We start from the raw sequence: 17,265 nt of genomic DNA on the forward strand, positions 1-17,265 counted from the left end.
CGCAAGCATGCCGGCTGCGGAAGGAAGGCGGCAAGTACCCACTACAGAACTGATAGTAGACGGCATGGAGCGGGCGGGCGCCGGATAGGATTCTCCCGATATTCGGCGCCGCGCTTGAGCGGATTTCGAACTTAGGCGCAGAATGTCGGGTCCCACGGACACATCTACCCAACCTCAAGGATTTTCCATGACCCGTCTTCGCCTCATCGGCAGCGCCGTGCTGCTCAGCCTCAGCTCCATGGCCATGGCCGATTCCGCCAGCCAGGCCGAGCAATTCCTCAAGCTGGTCCATGCCGACAAGCTGACGGTCCCGGTCTATGCCCAGGTGCAGCAGATGCTGGCCCAGCGCTTCGCCCAGGCCAAGGCGCCGGAGAGCAAGAAGGCGGTTCTCGAGCGTTACCAGGCCAAGGCCAATGCCGAACTGGACCGCGCCATCGGCTGGGACAAGATCAAGCCCGAGCTGATCAAGCTTTACACCACCAACTTCACCGAGTCCGAGCTGAAGGACCTGAATGCCTTCTACCAGTCGCCGCTGGGCAAGAAGGTGCTGGAGAAGATGCCGCGCCTGACCGCCGAATCCGCCCAACTGACCCAGGCCAAGCTGCAAGGCGCCGTCGAGCCGGTGAACAAGCTGATGGCCGACATGGACAAGGAACTCGGCGTCGCCGCGCCGGCCCAGAAGAAAAAGTGAGTCGTGATTCGCGATGAGCATGCGTGACCGTATCCAGACCGCCCTGCAGCCCCTCGATCCGCAACACGTCGAGGTGCTCGACGAGAGCCACATGCACAGCCGCGGGCTGGAGACCCACTTCAAGGTGGTGCTGGTCAGCCCGCAGTTCGCCGGGTTGAACGCGGTGAAGCGGCACCAGAAGGTATATGCCACCCTCGGTGGGTTGATGGGCGAGTTCCACGCCCTGGCGCTGCATACCTTCACCCCTGAGGAGTGGAGCCAGGCTGCGGTGCCGGCCTCGCCGACCTGCCGCGGCGGGAGCAAGCACGACATACCCTGAGACGGCGTCCGTCGCGGCGGGGTGCAGAGCCTGCCCCTGCTGCGCTAGACTACGCACCCAGCGCCGGCCTTCCGCCGGCGTTGTCGTTTCCATGGCGCCAGCGGGTGGCGCTTTTCGTTCCGGTCCGCCCTTTACGCGGGCGACCACCTGGAGGCTATATCCCCATGACATCCATCGTCGTGGCGGCGCTGTACAAGTTCGTGACTCTCGACGATTACGTGGCGCTGCGTGAACCCCTGCTGCAAACCCTGCTCGACAACGGTGTGAAAGGCACCTTGCTGCTGGCCGAGGAAGGCATCAACGGCACCGTCTCCGGTAGCCGCGAAGGCATCGATGCGCTGTTCGCCTGGCTGCGCAGCGATCCCCGGCTGGCCGATATCGAGCACAAGGAATCCTACTGCGACGAACAGCCCTTCTACCGCACCAAGGTCAAGCTGAAGAAGGAAATCGTCACCCTCGGCGTGCCTGGCGTCGATCCGAACAAGCAGGTCGGCCAGTATGTCGAGGCGAAGGACTGGAATGCCCTGATCAGCGATCCGGAAGTCCTGCTGATCGATACCCGCAACGACTACGAGGTGGCGATCGGCACCTTCGAGGGCGCGGTCGATCCGAAGACCAGGTCGTTCCGCGAGTTCCCCGAGTACATCAAGGCCCACTACGACCCGGCGCGGCACAAGAAGGTGGCGATGTTCTGCACCGGCGGCATCCGCTGCGAGAAGGCTTCCAGCTACATGCTCGGCGCCGGTTTCGAGGAGGTCTTCCACCTCAAGGGCGGCATCCTCAAGTACCTCGAAGAGGTGCCGCAGGAACAGAGCCTGTGGCGCGGCGACTGCTTCGTATTCGACAACCGCGTGACCGTGCGCCACGATCTTAGCGAGGGCGAGTACGATCAGTGCCACGCCTGCCGCAACCCGGTTTCGCTGGAGGACCGCCAGTCCGAGCACTACGTGCCCGGCATCAGCTGTCCGCACTGCTGGGACTCGCTGAGCGAGAAGACCCGCGCCGGCGCCCGCGAGCGGCAGAAACAGATCGAACTGGCGCGGCAGCGCAACCAGCCGCACCCGCTCGGTCGCGATCCGCGCCAGTCCACGCTGGAGAACTGAACCTTGGCCAAGGCCCGCCTGCTGTACGTGATGGACCCCATGTGCTCCTGGTGCTGGGGCTTCGCCCCGGTCGCCGAGGCGCTGTCCCGGCAGGCGGCCGCCGACGGCGTCGCTTTCCACCTGGTAGCCGGTGGCCTGCGCGCCGGCCACGGCGCGGCGCTCGACCCGAATACCCGCGGCTACATCCTCGGCCACTGGCAGACCGTGCAGCAGACCACCGGCCAGCCGTTCCGCTTCGACGACGCGTTGCCCGAAGGCTTCGTCTATGACACCGAGCCGGCCTGCCGGGCCCTGGTGGCGGCGCGCAGCCTCGACGAGGAAAGCGCCTGGCCGCTGGTAAGGGCGATCCAGCGGGCGTTCTACGCCGAGGGTCGCGATGTCACCCAGGCGGCGGTGCTCGCCGGCCTGGCGGAAGCGGTGGGGCTTCCGCGCATCGAGTTCGCCGCGGCCTTCGACAGCGGCGAGGCGCGTGACGCCACCGCCGCCGATTTCGCCTGGGTCCAGGACCTCGGCATCGCCGGGTTCCCGACCCTGCTGGCCGAACGCAACGGCCAACTGGCGTTGCTCACCAACGGCTACCAGCCGCTTGCCGAACTTTCACCCTTGCTCGGCCGCTGGCTGGAACGGGGCCGGCATGAGTGAGCGCGGAGACCGCCTGAGCTGGGCGGAGATTCGTCGACTCGCACTGCGCCACAAGAAAGCCCTGTTGTTCGCCAACCTGGTGGCGGTGCTGGCCACCCTCTGCACCGTGCCGATTCCCTTGCTGCTGCCGCTGCTGGTGGACGAAGTGCTGCTCGGCAAGGGTGACGGCGCGCTGCGTTTCATGGACCGCCTGTTGCCCGCCGACTGGCAGGTGGCGTTCGGCTACATCGGCCTGATGTTGGCGGCGACCCTTCTGTTGCGGGGGGCGGCGCTGGTATTCAACGTGCTCCAGGCGAAGCTGTTCGCGCGGCTGTCCAAGGACATCGTCTACCGCATCCGCCTGCGTCTGATCGAGCGCCTCCGGCATATCGCCCTGGGCGAATACGAAACCCTCGGCGGCGGGTCGATCAGCGCCCACCTGGTCACCGACCTGGATACCCTGGACAAGTTCGTCGGGGAAACCCTCAGCCGCTTCCTGGTCGCCTTGCTGACGCTGCTCGGCACCGCCGCGATCCTGGTCTGGATGCACTGGCAGCTGGCCTTGCTGATCCTGCTGTTCAACCCGCTGGTGATCTGGTCCACGGTGCAGCTGGGCAAGCGCGTCAAGCATCTCAAGAAGCTCGAGAACGACAGCACCGCGCGCTTCACCCAGGCGCTCACCGAGACCCTCGAGGCGATCCAGGAAGTCCGCGCCGGCAATCGCCAGGGCTATTTCCTCGGCCGCCTCGGCCACCGCGCCCAGGAGGTCCGCGACTACGCCGTGGCCTCGCAATGGAAGAGCGACGCCGCCGGGCGCGCCAGCGGCCTGCTGTTCCAGTTCGGCATCGACGTGTTCCGCGCCGCGGCGATGCTCACCGTGCTGCTCTCGGACCTGTCGATCGGCCAGATGCTCGCGGTGTTCAGCTACCTCTGGTTCATGATCGGTCCGGTCGAACAGCTGCTCGGCCTGCAATACGCCTACTACGCCGCTGGCGGCGCGTTGCAGCGGATCAACGAGTTGCTGGCGCGGGCCGACGAGCCGCGCTACCCGCCGCTGCGCGATCCGTTCGCCGGCCGCACGACCGTTGGCATCGAGGTGCGCGGGCTGGATTTCGCCTACGGCGAGGACAAGGTCCTGGAGCAGTTGGACCTGAACATCGGCGCCGGCGAGAAGGTTGCCCTGGTCGGCGCCAGCGGCGGCGGCAAGAGCACGCTGGTGCAACTGCTGCTCGGCCTCTACAGTGCGCAGCGCGGCAGCATCCGCTACGGCGGGGTGCCCCTGGAGGAAATCGGCCTGGACTGCGTGCGCGAACATGTCGCGGTGGTCCTCCAGCATCCGGCGCTGTTCAACGACAGCGTGCGGGCCAACCTGACCATGGGCCGCGAACGCAGTGACCAGGCCTGCTGGCGGGCTTTGCAGATCGCCCAGTTGGCCGACGGCGTGCGGCGCCTGCCGCAGGGGCTGGACACCGTGGTCGGGCGTTCCGGGGTGCGCCTGTCGGGCGGTCAGCGGCAGCGCCTGGCGATCGCCCGGATGATCCTCGCCGAGCCCAAGGTGGTGATCCTCGACGAGGCCACCTCGGCCCTCGACGCCGCTACCGAGTATGCCCTGCACCAGGCGCTCGGGGACTTCCTCGAAGGCCGCACCACATTGATCGTGGCCCATCGGCTGTCGGCGGTGAAGCAGGCCGACCGGGTCCTGGTCTTCGATGGCGGGCATATCGCCGAAGACGGCGATCACCAGCAACTGATCGCCGAAGGCGGCCTCTACGCCCGGCTCTACGGACATCTGCAACAGATGTGAGGCGCCAGGCTGTCGCCTGGCGGTTTTTCTCGTATATTCCATATAAGACATCCGGTTTTTATTGGCTGCGGCAATAAAAAACGCTGTCTGTTCCGCCAGGTGCAGGGCAGGTTCGGCAAACAGCCACTAGACTCCTACTGTTTGCCAGGTGTCCGCCTCCTCCAGCGTCGTGGCTGCCGGCAGGCAAGGCCTCGGGAGTTCTGCGACGGGATCTTGAGCGGCCGACAGGTGATGCAGTCAGGGGCGACGGAGACGGCGCCCGATCGCTTAGCGCCAGTTTGAATGGTAGATGGAATGAGGCAGAACCGGACTCTCGACAAGCCCCGCCTGCTCGGCCTGGTATGGCCCTTCATCGTCGTGGTGCTGCTGCAGGCCATGCTGGCGGGCGGCAGTCTCTACGTCCTCTCCGCGGTGCGCAGCTATGTCGGCGGCGAAAGCCTCTGGTCGAAGGGCCAGAAGGATGCCATCTACTACCTCACCCTCTATGCCGACTCACGCGCCGACGAAGACTTCCGCCGCTACGAGGAGGCCATCGCGATCCCCCTCGGCGACCGCGAGATGCGCCTTGCCCTGGACCAGCCCGACCCGGACATCGAGGCGGCCCGCCAGGGCATCCTCAAGGGCGGCAACCATGCCGACGACGTTACCGCGATCATCTGGCTGTACCGCAACTTCCACGACTTCAGTTACTTCGAGCGCGCCATCGAGCTGTGGCTGGTGGGCGACAAGTACGTCATGGAACTGATCGACGTCGCCGGCAAGATGCGCGCGGGCATCGGCGCCGGGCAGGCCAGCGCCGAGCAGGTGCAACAGTGGAAGACCGAGATCCACGCGATCAACGAGAAGGTCACGCCGGCGGCCAAGGCCTTCAGCGACGCCCTCGGCGAGGGCTCGCGGGCCTTGCTCAGGCTGCTGCTGGTGGCCAACCTGACCACCGCCAGCGTGCTCATCCTCCTGGCGTTCCTGCGGACCCGGCAGCAACTGACGCAGCGCCAGGAAGTGGAGAACGCCCTCGATGCCGAGCGCGAACGGGCCCAGATCACCCTGGCCTCGATCGGCGACGGAGTGATTACCGCCGATACCCAGGGGGGCATTTCCTACCTCAACCCGGCCGCCGAGCAGATGACCAACTGGACGCTGGACAAGGCCCGCGGCCTGCCCCTGGCGTCGCTGTTCCGGATCGTCGACGAAAGCTCGCGGGAGGAGGGCATGCTGCTGATCGAGCAGATCCTCAGCGGCGAGATCGACGGCGGTCGCGAGCATTCCAAGCTGGTTCTGCGTCACGACGGCAGCAGCGTGCCGGTGACCCTGGTGGGCGCGCCGATCCACCGTGGCGGCGAGATCACCGGGGTGGTCCTGGTGCTTCACGACATGACCCGCGAGCGCCAGTACATGGCGCGCCTGTCCTGGCAGGCGACCCACGATGCGTTGACCGGGCTGACCAACCGCCGCGAGTTCGAGTATCGCCTGCAGATAGCGCTGGAACGCCTGGAGCGCAACAGCGGGCGGCACGCCCTGATGTTCCTCGACCTGGACCAGTTCAAGCTGGTCAACGACACCTGCGGCCACGCCGCCGGCGACGAACTGCTGCGCCAGGTCTGTACCCTGCTGCAGCAAGGCTTGCGCGAGGGCGACACGCTGGCGCGGCTGGGCGGCGACGAGTTCGGCATCCTGCTGGAGAACTGTCCGGCGGAAAAAGCCGTGGAGATCGCCGACCATCTGCGCAAGACCATCCAGGACCTGCACTTCACCTGGAGCGGGCAGCCGTTCAACTGCACCGTCAGCGTTGGCCTGGTGCACCTGCTGCCGGGTATCTCGACCCTCGAGGAGGCGCTGCGCTCCGCCGATATGGCCTGCTACATGGCCAAGGAAAAGGGCCGCAACCGGGTCCAGGTGTTCCATCAGGACGACGTCGAACTATCGATGCGCTTTGGCGAGATGACCTGGGTCCAGCGCATCCACCTGGCGCTGGAGGAAGACCGCTTCAGTCTCTATGCCCAGCCCATCGTGCCGCTGGGCGAAGGTGCGGAGGAGGGCTTGCACGTCGAACTGCTGCTGCGCCTGCGCGACGAGGGCGGGCGCCTGGTGCCGCCGCTGAGCTTCATACCCGCCGCCGAGCGCTACGGCCTGATGACGCTGATCGATCGCTGGGTGGTGGAGAATGCCTTCCGCACCCTTGTCGAGCGCGCCCAGGACCCTCGCGCCGAGCCGATCGGCACCTGCGCCATCAACCTCTCCGGCGCGACCATCGGCGACGAGTCGTTCCTGCAGTTCCTCACCGAGCTGTTCGCCCGTTACCGCATTCCGCCGCAGACGATCTGCTTCGAGGTCACCGAAACCGTGGCGGTTGCCAACCTGGCCAGCGCCATCCGCTTCATCAACGAGCTCAAGGACACCGGTTGTCGTTTCTCCCTGGACGATTTCTGCGCCGGCATGTCGTCCTTCATCTACCTCAAGCACCTGCCGGTGGATTACCTGAAGATCGATGGCAGCTTCGTCAAGGACATGCTCGAGGATCCCATCGATCGCGCCATGGTCCAGGTGATCAACCATATCGGCCACGTGATGGGCAAACGCACCATCGCCGAGTTCGTCGAGACCGTCGAAGTGATGGAGGCGCTGCGCGAGATCGGCATCGACTATGCCCAGGGCCTGGCCATCGGCGCGCCCCTGCCGTTCAGTCGCCAGCCTCCGGGCGCAGGGCTGGATGCCCAGGGCCTGTGGCCGAGCCTCGGACAGAACCTCCGGTAGGTGACCGCGGAGCGAAGAAAGAGTAGTTTCGCTGCTATGAGGCCGTTGCCGACAAGAAGAGAAGGGAGACGGGTGTGAGCGAGTTCTTTGACCGTACGGGCCCCTTGCAGGAGGCGGGAAGCTATCCGCAGTGGGCGCAGCAACTGATCGTCGACTGCCAGGCGAGCAAGGACCGGGTTTCCGGTCACGAGCTGTACCGGCGCATGCGCGACGCCGAGCTGAGCCCGGCGCTGATGCGCCTGTACCTGATCGGCGGCTGGCCGGTGGTCGAGCAGTTCCCCTTGTACATGTCGCAGAACCTGCTGAAGACCCGTTTCGCCCGCCATCCCGGCGAAGACATGGCGCGCCGCTGGCTGATGCGCAACATTCGGGTCGAACTCAACCACGCCGACTACTGGCTGCACTGGGCCGAGGCCCACGGCGTGAGCCTGGCCGAGATCCAGGCGCAAGACGTGCCGGCCGAACTGCACGCGCTCAGCCACTGGTGCTGGCACACCTGCGCCAGCGACTCACTGGCGGTGGCCATGGCCGCCACCAACTACGCCATCGAAGGCGTCACCGGCGAGTGGTCGGCGCTGGTCTGTTCGAACGGCGTCTACGAAAACGCCTTCCCCAAGGAAGGCCGCAAGCGCGCCATGAAGTGGCTCAAGCTCCACGCCCAGTACGACGATGCCCACCCCTGGGAGGCGCTGGAGATCATCTGCACCCTGGCCGGCACCAATCCCAGCGCCGAGCTGCGCCGGCAACTGCGCGACGCGATCTGCAAGAGCTACGACTATATGTACCTGTTCCTCGAGCGCTGCATGCAGCTGGAGGAGGCGCGCAGCGCCCGCAAGCTCGCGGTCGGCGCGGAGTAGCCTTGCGCACAGCGGAATCCCGGCATGTTCCGCCGGGATTCCGCTGGTCCTCAAGGCACCAGGATGATCTTCTCGCAGGTGCCTTCGTTCACCGCCCGGTACTGCTCAACGCCCTGCTCCAGCGGGACTTCCCGCAGCCCGTCCGGCAGCGGCAGGCGGCCTTGGTCGAACAGCTTGCCGAAGGCGTCGAGGAAGCCTGCGCAGGCTTCCACGCCATAGAGCAGCGAGTTGATCCCCACCACCGAGCCACCGCGGCGGTACAGGTTCAATGCGGGTAGGCGCACATGGCCGTCGGCCGGTGCGGCGATGATCGCCAGGCGACCGAAGGCGGCCAGCGCCGGGACCGCCGCCTCGAGCCAGAAACCGGTCGTATCGAAGATCACCTCGGCCCCGCCGGGGAAGATCCCTTCCACCTGTGCCGCCAGTTCGGCCGGCTCGCCCAGCAGCAGCGCGGCGATGCCCTGCGTTTCCAGCGCCTGGCGTTGCTCCTCGCGCCGCACCGCGCCGATCGCTTCGGCCCCCAGGGCCTTGGCCAGCGCCAGCGCGGCCTTGCCGACCGCGCCGTTGGCGCCGATTACCAGGAGCCGGGTGCCGGCCTTGACCTGGCTGCGTTGCAGGGCGTCCCAGGCGGTGCTGTAGGGCACCCCGCAACTGGCGGCCTGGGCGAAGCTCAGGCTTTCCGGCTTGAGCGCGACGCCGGCGGCCGGCAGGGTCAGGAACTGCGCGTGGCTACCGTCGCGGAAGAATCCCGGCTCCCGCCCGGTGCCCCAGACCGCCTGGCCGAGCAGAGCCTTCGGTCCCTCCACCACCACCCCGGCGAAGTCGCGGCCCGGTACCCGGGGCAGGGTGGTATAGGGGAAGCGGCCGAGGACGTTCTTCACGTCGCTCGGATTCAGCCCGGCGGCGCGGATTTCCACCCGCACCTCATCGGCGGCGGGAAGCGGGTCGGGCATGTCCACCAGCTCGAGGGCGGCGAGGTCGCCGGTACGGTCGAATTGCAGTGCTTTCATCGGGGGCTCCGTGTCGTCGCGGCGATCAGTGCAGCCACTGCTGCAGCAGGTCGCGGCCAAGGGGGAAAAGCTGTTCGCCGAGCTGCATGCCAAGCAGGCCGACCAGGGCGATGGCGGGGGGCGCCGGCGAGCGGAAGTCGAGGACGGCGTAGAGCGCGCCGACCAGCAGGCCGATGCCGAGGGAGATCAGGTAGTTCATGGCGGCTGACAGGGACGGTGAACGATGGTGCCAGTCTAGTTGGCCGAAAAAACATCTATCGGCCAATAGCTATCGAATACCGGTCAAGGCTGGAACGGCTGGTGATGCTCGGCCCTGTACTCGGTGGGAGAGACGCCCAGCTCGCGGCGGAACATGTCGCTGAAGGCGCTCGGCGTATATCCCAGGGCATGGGCGATGCCTGCCACCGGACGGCCATCGATCAGTGCGGCGGCGGCGGTCGCCAGCTGCACCTGCCGCCGCCAGTCGGCAAAGCCCATGCCCAGGCTGCGCTGGAACAGGCGCGAGAGGGTCCGCACGCTGGCCCCGGCGTCTTCAGCCAGGCGCTCCAGGCCGATGTCCAGGGAGGGATTGGCCATCACCGCCTGGCACAGCGCGAGCAGGCGCCTGTCGGAGGCGTCCGGCAGCGGTACGCGGAGGCTGGAACGGCGCGCGCGGCCGAGTTCGAGCACGGCGAGATCGGCCAGCGCCCGATAGTAGTCGGGGTCGCTCTGCCGTTCCTGCTCCACCAGGCTGACGATCAGCTCGCGCAGCAGCGGGCCGACCACCAGCACCAGGGTGCGGTCCTCCAGGCCGCGGGAGAGTTCCGGGCTCAGGTAGATGTTGCGCATCTGCAACTCGGAGGCGACCCGCACCGCATGGCGCAGGCCCGGAGGCAACCAGACCGCCCGTTGCGGCGGGACCGGCAGGGCCTCGTCGGGCGTCTCCAGCCACATCATCCCGGACACCGCATAGAGCACCTGGCCCCAGGCGTGCTCGTGGGCATCGACGCGGTGCCCGGCAGGATAGCTGCGGGCAACGCCGCGCAGGGGCCGGCGGCTGTCGCTCAGGTCGGGTGGGGCGGGTCGTGCCATGGGAATGCCGTCGCGGAGGAAAGACGCAGGTTAACCGCTTGACGCCGATCATGCAGCGCCGGCTTTCAGCGCAGCCGTGACAGTGCTGCTGGCAGCTTTTCGCACCGCACTGTAAAGATAACTTTACGAAGACCGGGCGTTCGCCATGCATGCCGCCGGCGCGTAAGGAATAGTTGCCAGAAACCCTGCGCCAGGCCCTGTGCCGGGCCCTGCCGACGGCTTGTCCGCCGCGCCGCCACGGGGTGAGATGAAGGCATCTCCCATGTCGTCGGCCGCCTGGACCGGCGGCGGTCCATTCAACAAGAACAACGAGGAGGCCGGATGAACGCCGTGGCCAAGATCGAACAGCACAATCCCATCGGTACCGACGGATTCGAATTCGTCGAGTTCACCGCCCCCGACGCCAAGGGCATCGAGCAGCTGCGCCAGCTGTTCAACATGATGGGCTTCACCGAAACCGCCAAGCATCGTTCCAAGGAAGTTTTCCTGTTCCAGCAGAACGATATCAACATCGTGCTCAACGGCAGCCCAACCGGGCATGTCCATGAATTCGCCCTCAAGCACGGCCCGAGCGCCTGCGCCATGGCCTTCCGGGTGAAGAACGCTTCCCAGGCCGCCGCCTACGCCGAATCCCAGGGCGCCAAGCTGGTGGGCAGCCACGCCAACTTCGGCGAGCTGAACATCCCTTCCCTGGAAGGCATCGGCGGTTCGCTGCTGTATCTTGTCGACCGCTACGGCGACCGCAGCATCTATGACGTCGACTTCGAGTTCATCGAAGGCCGCAGCGCCAACGACAACTCGGTCGGCCTGACCTACATCGACCACCTGACCCACAACGTCAAGCGCGGCCAGATGGACGTCTGGTCCGGTTTCTACGAGCGCATCGCCAACTTCCGCGAGATTCGCTACTTCGACATCGAAGGCAAGCTCACCGGCCTGTTCTCCCGCGCCATGACCGCACCTTGCGGGAAGATCCGCATCCCGATCAACGAGTCGGCCGACGATACCTCGCAGATCGAGGAATTCATCCGCGAATACCATGGCGAAGGCATCCAGCACATCGCCCTGACCACCGACGACATCTATGCCACCGTGCGCAAGCTGCGCGACAACGGCGTGAAGTTCATGTCGACCCCGGACACCTACTACGAGAAGGTCGACACCCGCGTCGCCGGGCATGGCGAGCCGCTCGAGCAACTGCGCGAACTGAACCTGCTGATCGACGGCGCCCCGGGCGACGACGGCATCCTGCTGCAGATCTTCACCGACACGGTGATCGGCCCGATCTTCTTCGAGATCATCCAGCGCAAGGGCAACCAGGGCTTCGGCGAGGGCAATTTCAAGGCCCTGTTCGAGTCCATCGAGGAAGACCAGATTCGCCGCGGCGTGATCTGATCCCGCTGCCGCCAGCCTCTTCCGGGGCTGGCGGTTTTCCTTGCGCTCCGCGTTTCCGTTCCAGCGGCGTCGATCGCGCCAGCCTTGCCCGCACCGCCGAGCCACGAGCCTGGCGGCCCATTCACGTCACGTACAACAACAAACAGGTGACGCATGATCCGTGAGTCCTTCCTCCACCCAGCCGACCGCCCGCCGCCACGCGCCCCGCATGGCGCCCGCCGTGCGCCTGCCGCCTGAGCCGCACGGCCCCGTTTCGCCTCCGACAACAATAAATTTCCACTTGCGTGAGATAACTCAATGGACGGCCAACATCCGCATTCGGGCGAGCTCAAGCGCGGCCTGAAGAATCGTCACATCCAGTTGATCGCCCTCGGCGGCGCCATCGGCACCGGCCTGTTCCTCGGCTCGGCCGGGGTGCTCAAGTCGGCAGGCCCGTCGATGATCCTCGGCTACGCCATCGCCGGCTTCATCGCTTTCATGATCATGCGCCAGCTCGGCGAGATGATCGTCGAGGAGCCGGTCGCCGGCTCCTTCAGCCACTTCGCGCACAAGTACTGGGGCGGCTTCGCCGGCTTCCTCTCCGGCTGGAACTGCTGGGTGCTGTATATCCTGGTCGGGATGTCGGAACTGACCGCGGTCGGCAAGTACATCCACTACTGGTGGCCGGAGGTGCCGACCTGGGCCACGGCGGCGTTGTTCTTCGTCGTCGTCAACGCGATCAACCTGGCCAACGTCAAGGCCTTCGGCGAAGCCGAGTTCTGGTTCGCGATCATCAAGGTGGTGGCGATCATCGGCATGATCCTGCTCGGCTGCTACCTGCTGTTCAGCGGCAGCGGCGGTCCGCAGGCTTCGGTGAGCAACCTCTGGGCACACGGCGGTTTCTTCCCCAACGGAGTGAGCGGCCTGGTGATGGCCATGGCGATCATCATGTTCTCCTTCGGTGGCCTGGAAATGCTCGGCTTCACCGCGGCCGAGGCGGACAAGCCGAGGACGGTGATCCCGAAGGCGATCAACCAGGTGATCTATCGCATCCTGATCTTCTACATCGGCGCCCTGGTCGTGCTGCTCTCGCTGACGCCCTGGGACAGCCTGCTGCAGACCCTCAACGCTTCCGGCGATGCCTACAGCGGCAGCCCGTTCGTGCAGATCTTCTCGATGATCGGCAGCGGCACCGCCGCGCACCTGCTGAACTTCGTGGTGCTCACCGCCGCACTGTCGGTGTACAACAGCGGCACCTATTGCAACGGCCGCATGCTTCTCGGCCTGGCCGAGCAGGGCGATGCCCCGCGCGCGCTGGCCAGGGTCGACAAGCGCGGCGTACCGGTACGCGCCCTGGTGGTATCGGCGCTGGTGACCTTCCTCGCGGTGGTGGTGAACTATGTGATCCCGCACCAGGCGCTGGAGCTGCTGATGTCGCTGGTGGTGGCGGCGCTGGTGATCAACTGGGCGATGATCAGCATGGCGCACCTGAAGTTCCGCGCGCAGATGGACCGCCAGGGCACCCGCACGCACTTCCGCGCGTTCTGGTATCCGTACGGCAACTACCTGTGCATGGCCTTCGTGGTGTTCATCCTCGGCGTCATGTTGCTGATCCCCGGCATCCAGGTCTCGGTCTATGCCATCCCGGTCTGGCTGCTGGTGATGTGGGCCTGCTACCGACTCAAGGGAGCCCCGCGGCCGATGCCGGGCCTGCGGGTGAAGCCGGTCACCGAGTGATCGATGGGGCGCCGGCGCGCAGAGGAGAGGGGAGCGCTCCTTTGCGTGTCCCGGCGGCCCACAAGACTTTTTCTAGGGGCGCCTGTCGTTGACGCGGCAGGTGCCGAATTCCTACAGTGGCAGCGCCATTTTTTCTCGTTAGAGGGATTTCCATGAAAAAAGCGCTCTGGCTGCTTCTGGCTGCCGTTCCCGTGGTCCTGGTCGCCTGCGGCGGCAGCGACGACGACAAGCAGACCGCCCAGGTCGATTACCTGGCCCTGCCGGGGGATGCCAAGCTGGATACCCGCAGCGTCGACTACAAGTGCGAGAACGGTCGCAAGTTCACCGTGCAGTACCTGAACAAGGGCGACAACAGCCTCGCCGTGGTGCCGGTCAGCGACAACTCGACGCTGGTCTTCAGCAATGTGATTTCCGCCTCCGGCGCCAAGTACGCCGCCGGCCAGTACATCTGGTGGACCAAGGGCGAGGAAGCCACCCTCTACGGCGACTGGAAGGGCGGCGAGCCCACCGACGGGGTCGCCTGCAAGGAGCGTTGAGTTCGACCTGGCGCCTTAGCCGAAATGAAGGAACCCGGCCGCGGCCGGGTTTCTTTTGGCCTGCTTTTCCGCTCGGCAAAGGGGTTATGCTGGCAGCCCGTTGGTCCACCGTGCCGCCCCATGCTGATCATCTCCAATGCCGTCCACCTGCCCGACCATGAGATCGAGCTGAATGCCATTCGCGCCCAGGGCGCCGGCGGGCAGAACGTCAACAAGGTCTCCAGCGCGGTGCACCTGCGCTTCGACATCCAGGCCTCGTCGTTGCCGCCGTTCTACAAGGAGCGTCTGCTGGCACTGAACGACCAGCGCATCAGCGGCGACGGCGTGGTGGTGATCAAGGCCCAGCAGTACCGGACCCAGGAGCAGAACCGCGAGGATGCCCTGGAGCGCCTGGCGGAGTTGATCCGCAGCGTGGCCAAGGTGCAGAAGGCGCGGCGCCCGACCAAGCCTACGCGCGGCTCGCAGAAGCGCCGGCTGGACGGCAAGGCCAAGCGCGGCGCGGTGAAGGCCGGGCGCGGCAAGGTGGATTTCTGAGCCGGCCGGTCTTCGCGACGGATCAGCGTACGGCCTGGGCCACCGGCTGGCCGAGGCCGCGCTCGCGGTCGCGTTGCAGGCGATAGGCCTTGGCCGCGGCCGGGATCGCAGTGACCTGGCCGGTTTCCAGCCAGCGTCGCAGGCGCGTGGCGTCGGCGAAGTGGGTGTACTTGCCGAAGGCGTCCAGCACCACCAGGTTGACCGGATTGCGGTTGATCGTGGTGCGCATCACCAGGCAGTGGCCTGCCTCGTTGGTGAAGCCGGTCTTGGTCAACTGGATGTTCCAGGTCTTGTTGTTGATCAGGTGGTTGGTGTTGCGGAAGCCCAGGGTGTAGTTGGGGTGGCGGAAGGCCACGGTCTTCTCCGGAGTGGTGCTCCACTGACTGAGCAGCGGATATTGCCGGCTGGCCACCAGCAGGCGGGTGAGGTCGCGAGCGGTGGAGACGTTGTGCAGCGACAGCCCGGTCGGCTCGACGTAGCGGGTGTTCTTCATTCCCAGGGCGTGGGCCTTGGCGTTCATCGCCTTGACGAAGGCGTTCTTGCCGCCCGGATAGTTCTGCGCGAGGCTGGCGGCGGCGCGGTTCTCCGAGGACATCAGGGCGAGCAGGAGCATGTCCCGGCGGCTGATCTGGCTGCCGACCCGCACCCGGGAAAACACCCCGCGCATTTCGCTGGTCTCGCTGATGGCGATCGGCAGTACCTCGTCCAGCGGCAGTTTCGAGTCGAGCACGACCATGGCGGTCATCAGCTTGGTGATCGAGGCGATCGGCACCACCAGGTCGGGGTTGCGCGAGTAGAGTACCTTGCCGGTGTTCTGGTCGGTAACCAGCGCGCTGCCCGACGCCAGCTCCTGTTGCAGCGGCAGCCCGGCCTTGGGCGGCGGGGAGGCGGATACCGCGGTGGCAACGCTGAGGGACAGGAACAGGGTGACCAGTGACAGGAGACGGTTTCTCACGTGCGTTGCTCACTAAGACGAGAAAGTGGGGCCGTGGGGCGCAGTGTGAACTGGTGCCCATAATTGAGCATTTTATGCTCTTTTGTAGGAAAAGCACGTAGGGCTTTGAAAGTGCTGACTTATGGTTGGCCCGGTTCGGAGAGGTTCGGCGGATAACGCCTGTGGCGGTATTCGCCCTACGCCCACAAGGTCGTGGTGCGGTAGGGCGAATAACCGCAACGCGGTTATCCGCCGCCTCGGCGGGAGTGCGCGGCATTCGCTGGGGCGAAAAAAAGCCGGCCATCACAGCCGGCTCAGGGTAACCGTGAGGGTTCAGTCCGCGCAGACCTGGGCGATGGCTTGCGCCAGGCGGTCGAGGCGGCGCGCGTCGAGACCGGCGACGTTGGCCCGGCCGCTGGAGACCAGGTAAACGGCGTGCTCGTCGCGCAGCCGAGCGACCTGCTGCGGGCTCAGTCCGGTATAGGAAAACATCCCGCGTTGCGCGCCGACATGGGCGAAGCGCTCGGCCAGGCCGTGCGGCGCCAGGGCTTCGACCAGGCCGATGCGCAGGCTGGCGATGCGCGAGCGCATGCCTTCGACCTCTTCCTGCCAGAGTCCCTTCAACTCGCTGTCGCCGAGGATCGCCGCGACCACCTCGGCGCCATGCGCCGGCGGGGTCGACCAGAGGTTGCGGGCGAGGAAGGCCAGTTGGCTACGCAGGTCGGTGAGCTTCTCGGCGTTCTGCGCGCAGACGATCAGCGCACCGACGCGGTCGCGGTACAGGCCGAAGTTCTTCGAGCAGGAACTGGTGACCAGCACCTCCGGCAGTTCGCCGGCGAACAGGCGTACCGCCCAGGCGTCTTCCTCGAGACCGTCGCCGAAGCCCTGGTAGGCGAAGTCGATCAGCGGCAGCAGCTCGCGGCGACGCACCACGTCGAGCACCCTGCGCCAGTCGTCGTGGCTCAGGTCGAAACCGGTCGGGTTGTGGCAGCAGGCATGCAGCAGCACCACGTCTCCCTGGGGAATGCGCTCCAGGCCAGCAAGCATCGCCTCGACATCCAGGCGGTTGTCGGCGCTGACGTAGGGGTAGTGGGAAACCTTCAGGCCGGCGGCGGCGAACAGGGTCTCGTGGATCGGCCAGGTCGGGTCGCTCAGCCAGATGCCGCGGCCGGGCAGGCAATGGGCGATGAAGTCGCCGGCCAGGCGCAAGGCGCCGGTGCCGCCGGGCGTCTGGGTGGCGTCGGCGCGTTGCTCCAGCAACAGCGGCGAGGCGGCGCCGAGCGCCAGTTCCGCCAGGCGCGCGGCGAACAGCGCATCGCCGTGGCCGCCGACGTAGCTCTTGGTGGTTTCCTGCTCGACCAGGCGCTGCTCGGCGAGTTTCACCGAGCGCAGGATCGGGGTCAGGCCCTGGGCATCCTTGTAGACACCGACGCCGAGGTCCAGCTTGTCCGCGCGCGGATCGTTGCGGTAGGCGTCGAGCAGGCCCAGGATCGGGTCGCCCGGTACGCGGGCGACCTTGGCGAAATGACTCATTTGCGCCCCTCGGCGGTTTTCGCTACCTCATCGGTGCGCGCCGCCATGATGAAATCGTTGCGGTGCAGGCCCTTGATCGAGTGGCTCCACCAGGTCACGGTGACTTTGCCCCACTCGGTCAGCAGGCCCGGATGGTGGCCTTCGGCCTCGGATATCTCGCCGACGGCATTGGTGAAGGCCAGGGCATGCTTGAAGTTCTTGAACAGGTAGACCTTCTCTAGCTGCATGATGCCGTCGCGGACTTCGATGTTCCAATCCGGGATCTGCCGCAGCAGCACGGGCAGTTCTTCGTCGCTGACGTGCGGGGCGTCGGCGCGGCAGGCTTCGCAATGGGCTTGGGTGAGTGCGGTCATGGTGGGAGTCCTTGGTTGTCGCATGTGGGAGCGGCGG

17 protein-coding genes are annotated in these 17,265 nt (G+C 66.3%); 11 read left to right on the plus strand and 6 right to left on the minus strand.

The window, feature by feature from the left end; all coding sequences use genetic code 11:
- Positions 1–142 precede the first annotated feature (142 nt).
- The 7 genes from LJF27_RS27695 to LJF27_RS27725 all read left to right on the plus strand — a co-directional run bounded on the left by LJF27_RS27695 (position 143) and on the right by LJF27_RS27725 (position 8,146).
- The gene (locus tag LJF27_RS27695) at positions 143–691 is read left to right on the plus strand and encodes a DUF2059 domain-containing protein (RefSeq protein ID WP_003120754.1); all 549 of its coding nucleotides are present in this window, start codon (positions 143–145) and stop codon (positions 689–691) included.
- Positions 692–704: 13 nt separating this feature from the next.
- Positions 705–1,010: a BolA family protein gene (locus LJF27_RS27700; protein ID WP_003114234.1), complete on the plus strand. Its 306-nt coding sequence runs from the start codon at positions 705–707 to the stop codon at positions 1,008–1,010.
- Positions 1,011–1,174: 164 nt separating this feature from the next.
- Positions 1,175–2,113 carry a rhodanese-related sulfurtransferase gene (locus LJF27_RS27705; protein WP_003085861.1) on the plus strand — a complete coding sequence of 313 codons (939 nt, stop codon included), beginning with the start codon at positions 1,175–1,177 and terminating at the stop codon, positions 2,111–2,113.
- A 39-nt stretch (positions 2,114–2,152) separates the two neighbouring features.
- Positions 2,153–2,755: a DsbA family protein gene (locus LJF27_RS27710; protein WP_003145641.1), complete on the plus strand. Its 603-nt coding sequence runs from the start codon at positions 2,153–2,155 to the stop codon at positions 2,753–2,755.
- Complete coding sequence (locus LJF27_RS27715; protein WP_016851923.1) at positions 2,748–4,538, plus strand: ABC transporter ATP-binding protein; 1,791 nt, start codon at positions 2,748–2,750, stop codon at positions 4,536–4,538. The genes LJF27_RS27710 and LJF27_RS27715 overlap by 8 nt, the downstream gene beginning before the upstream one ends.
- A 294-nt stretch (positions 4,539–4,832) precedes the next feature.
- Positions 4,833–7,289 (plus strand): EAL domain-containing protein, encoded by a 2,457-nt coding sequence (locus LJF27_RS27720; protein ID WP_023088495.1) that lies wholly within the window; start codon positions 4,833–4,835, stop codon positions 7,287–7,289.
- Positions 7,290–7,363: 74 nt separating this feature from the next.
- Positions 7,364–8,146, plus strand: coding sequence for a TenA family transcriptional regulator (locus tag LJF27_RS27725; RefSeq protein ID WP_003106577.1), 783 nt, complete (start codon positions 7,364–7,366; stop codon positions 8,144–8,146).
- A 50-nt stretch (positions 8,147–8,196) separates the two neighbouring features.
- Here the strand turns inward: LJF27_RS27725 and LJF27_RS27730 are convergent, their stop codons facing one another.
- The 3 genes from LJF27_RS27730 to LJF27_RS27740 form a co-directional block, all read right to left on the minus strand.
- Complete coding sequence (locus tag LJF27_RS27730) at positions 8,197–9,156, minus strand: quinone oxidoreductase family protein (protein WP_003106575.1); 960 nt, start codon at positions 9,154–9,156, stop codon at positions 8,197–8,199.
- A 25-nt stretch (positions 9,157–9,181) separates the two neighbouring features.
- A complete protein-coding gene (locus tag LJF27_RS27735; protein ID WP_003106572.1) occupies positions 9,182–9,355 on the minus strand; it encodes a DUF1427 family protein in 174 nt (57 codons plus the stop codon).
- An 83-nt stretch (positions 9,356–9,438) separates the two neighbouring features.
- Entirely contained in the window at positions 9,439–10,227 is a 789-nt protein-coding gene (locus tag LJF27_RS27740) for an AraC family transcriptional regulator (protein ID WP_003106570.1), read from the minus strand.
- Between the two features lie 321 nt (positions 10,228–10,548).
- On the opposite strand from LJF27_RS27740, the gene hppD reads away from it, so the two are divergent.
- From hppD to arfB, 4 genes are all read left to right on the plus strand, one after another.
- Positions 10,549–11,622 (plus strand): 4-hydroxyphenylpyruvate dioxygenase, encoded by a 1,074-nt coding sequence (hppD, locus tag LJF27_RS27745; RefSeq protein ID WP_003106569.1) that lies wholly within the window; start codon positions 10,549–10,551, stop codon positions 11,620–11,622.
- Between the two features lie 297 nt (positions 11,623–11,919).
- Entirely contained in the window at positions 11,920–13,338 is a 1,419-nt protein-coding gene (locus LJF27_RS27750; RefSeq protein WP_003085884.1) for an amino acid permease, read from the plus strand.
- A 152-nt stretch (positions 13,339–13,490) separates the two neighbouring features.
- Complete coding sequence (locus LJF27_RS27755) at positions 13,491–13,874, plus strand: lysozyme inhibitor (protein ID WP_003085889.1); 384 nt, start codon at positions 13,491–13,493, stop codon at positions 13,872–13,874.
- 120 nt (positions 13,875–13,994) lie between these two features.
- Complete coding sequence (arfB, locus tag LJF27_RS27760; RefSeq protein WP_003105972.1) at positions 13,995–14,408, plus strand: alternative ribosome rescue aminoacyl-tRNA hydrolase ArfB; 414 nt, start codon at positions 13,995–13,997, stop codon at positions 14,406–14,408.
- Positions 14,409–14,430: 22 nt separating this feature from the next.
- Here the strand turns inward: arfB and pbpG are convergent, their stop codons facing one another.
- From pbpG to LJF27_RS27775, 3 genes are all read right to left on the minus strand, one after another.
- The gene (pbpG, locus tag LJF27_RS27765; RefSeq protein ID WP_003105974.1) at positions 14,431–15,363 is read right to left on the minus strand and encodes a D-alanyl-D-alanine endopeptidase; all 933 of its coding nucleotides are present in this window, start codon (positions 15,361–15,363) and stop codon (positions 14,431–14,433) included.
- A gap of 312 nt (positions 15,364–15,675) precedes the next feature.
- On the minus strand, positions 15,676–16,875 hold the full coding sequence (locus tag LJF27_RS27770; protein WP_003114240.1) for an amino acid aminotransferase: 1,200 nt from the start codon (positions 16,873–16,875) through the stop codon (positions 15,676–15,678).
- Positions 16,872–17,228 carry a 4a-hydroxytetrahydrobiopterin dehydratase gene (locus LJF27_RS27775; protein ID WP_003085898.1) on the minus strand — a complete coding sequence of 119 codons (357 nt, stop codon included), beginning with the start codon at positions 17,226–17,228 and terminating at the stop codon, positions 16,872–16,874. Before LJF27_RS27775 ends, LJF27_RS27770 begins: the two co-directional genes overlap by 4 nt.
- Between the last annotated feature and the right edge of the window lie 37 nt (positions 17,229–17,265).

It is taken from the genome of Pseudomonas sp. 203-8, assembly GCF_020708595.1.
Lineage (GTDB): Bacteria > Pseudomonadota > Gammaproteobacteria > Pseudomonadales > Pseudomonadaceae > Pseudomonas > Pseudomonas aeruginosa.

Bases quoted from the DNA above. Each gene is read 5' to 3' on its own strand.
- LJF27_RS27730 (WP_003106575.1), bottom strand. From the start codon at position 9,156: ATGAAAGCACTGCAATTCGACCGTACCGGCGACCTCGCCGCCCTCGAG.
- LJF27_RS27705 (WP_003085861.1), top strand. From the start codon at position 1,175: ATGACATCCATCGTCGTGGCGGCGCTGTACAAGTTCGTGACTCTCGAC.
- LJF27_RS27700 (WP_003114234.1), top strand. From the start codon at position 705: ATGAGCATGCGTGACCGTATCCAGACCGCCCTGCAGCCCCTCGATCCG.
- LJF27_RS27775 (WP_003085898.1), bottom strand. From the start codon at position 17,228: ATGACCGCACTCACCCAAGCCCATTGCGAAGCCTGCCGCGCCGACGCC.
- LJF27_RS27735 (WP_003106572.1), bottom strand. From the start codon at position 9,355: ATGAACTACCTGATCTCCCTCGGCATCGGCCTGCTGGTCGGCGCGCTC.
- LJF27_RS27720 (WP_023088495.1), top strand. From the start codon at position 4,833: ATGAGGCAGAACCGGACTCTCGACAAGCCCCGCCTGCTCGGCCTGGTA.
- LJF27_RS27750 (WP_003085884.1), top strand. From the start codon at position 11,920: ATGGACGGCCAACATCCGCATTCGGGCGAGCTCAAGCGCGGCCTGAAG.
- arfB (WP_003105972.1), top strand. From the start codon at position 13,995: ATGCTGATCATCTCCAATGCCGTCCACCTGCCCGACCATGAGATCGAG.
- LJF27_RS27710 (WP_003145641.1), top strand. From the start codon at position 2,153: ATGTGCTCCTGGTGCTGGGGCTTCGCCCCGGTCGCCGAGGCGCTGTCC.
- LJF27_RS27715 (WP_016851923.1), top strand. From the start codon at position 2,748: ATGAGTGAGCGCGGAGACCGCCTGAGCTGGGCGGAGATTCGTCGACTC.
- LJF27_RS27740 (WP_003106570.1), bottom strand. From the start codon at position 10,227: ATGGCACGACCCGCCCCACCCGACCTGAGCGACAGCCGCCGGCCCCTG.
- hppD (WP_003106569.1), top strand. From the start codon at position 10,549: ATGAACGCCGTGGCCAAGATCGAACAGCACAATCCCATCGGTACCGAC.
- LJF27_RS27755 (WP_003085889.1), top strand. From the start codon at position 13,491: ATGAAAAAAGCGCTCTGGCTGCTTCTGGCTGCCGTTCCCGTGGTCCTG.
- LJF27_RS27695 (WP_003120754.1), top strand. From the start codon at position 143: ATGTCGGGTCCCACGGACACATCTACCCAACCTCAAGGATTTTCCATG.
- LJF27_RS27770 (WP_003114240.1), bottom strand. From the start codon at position 16,875: ATGAGTCATTTCGCCAAGGTCGCCCGCGTACCGGGCGACCCGATCCTG.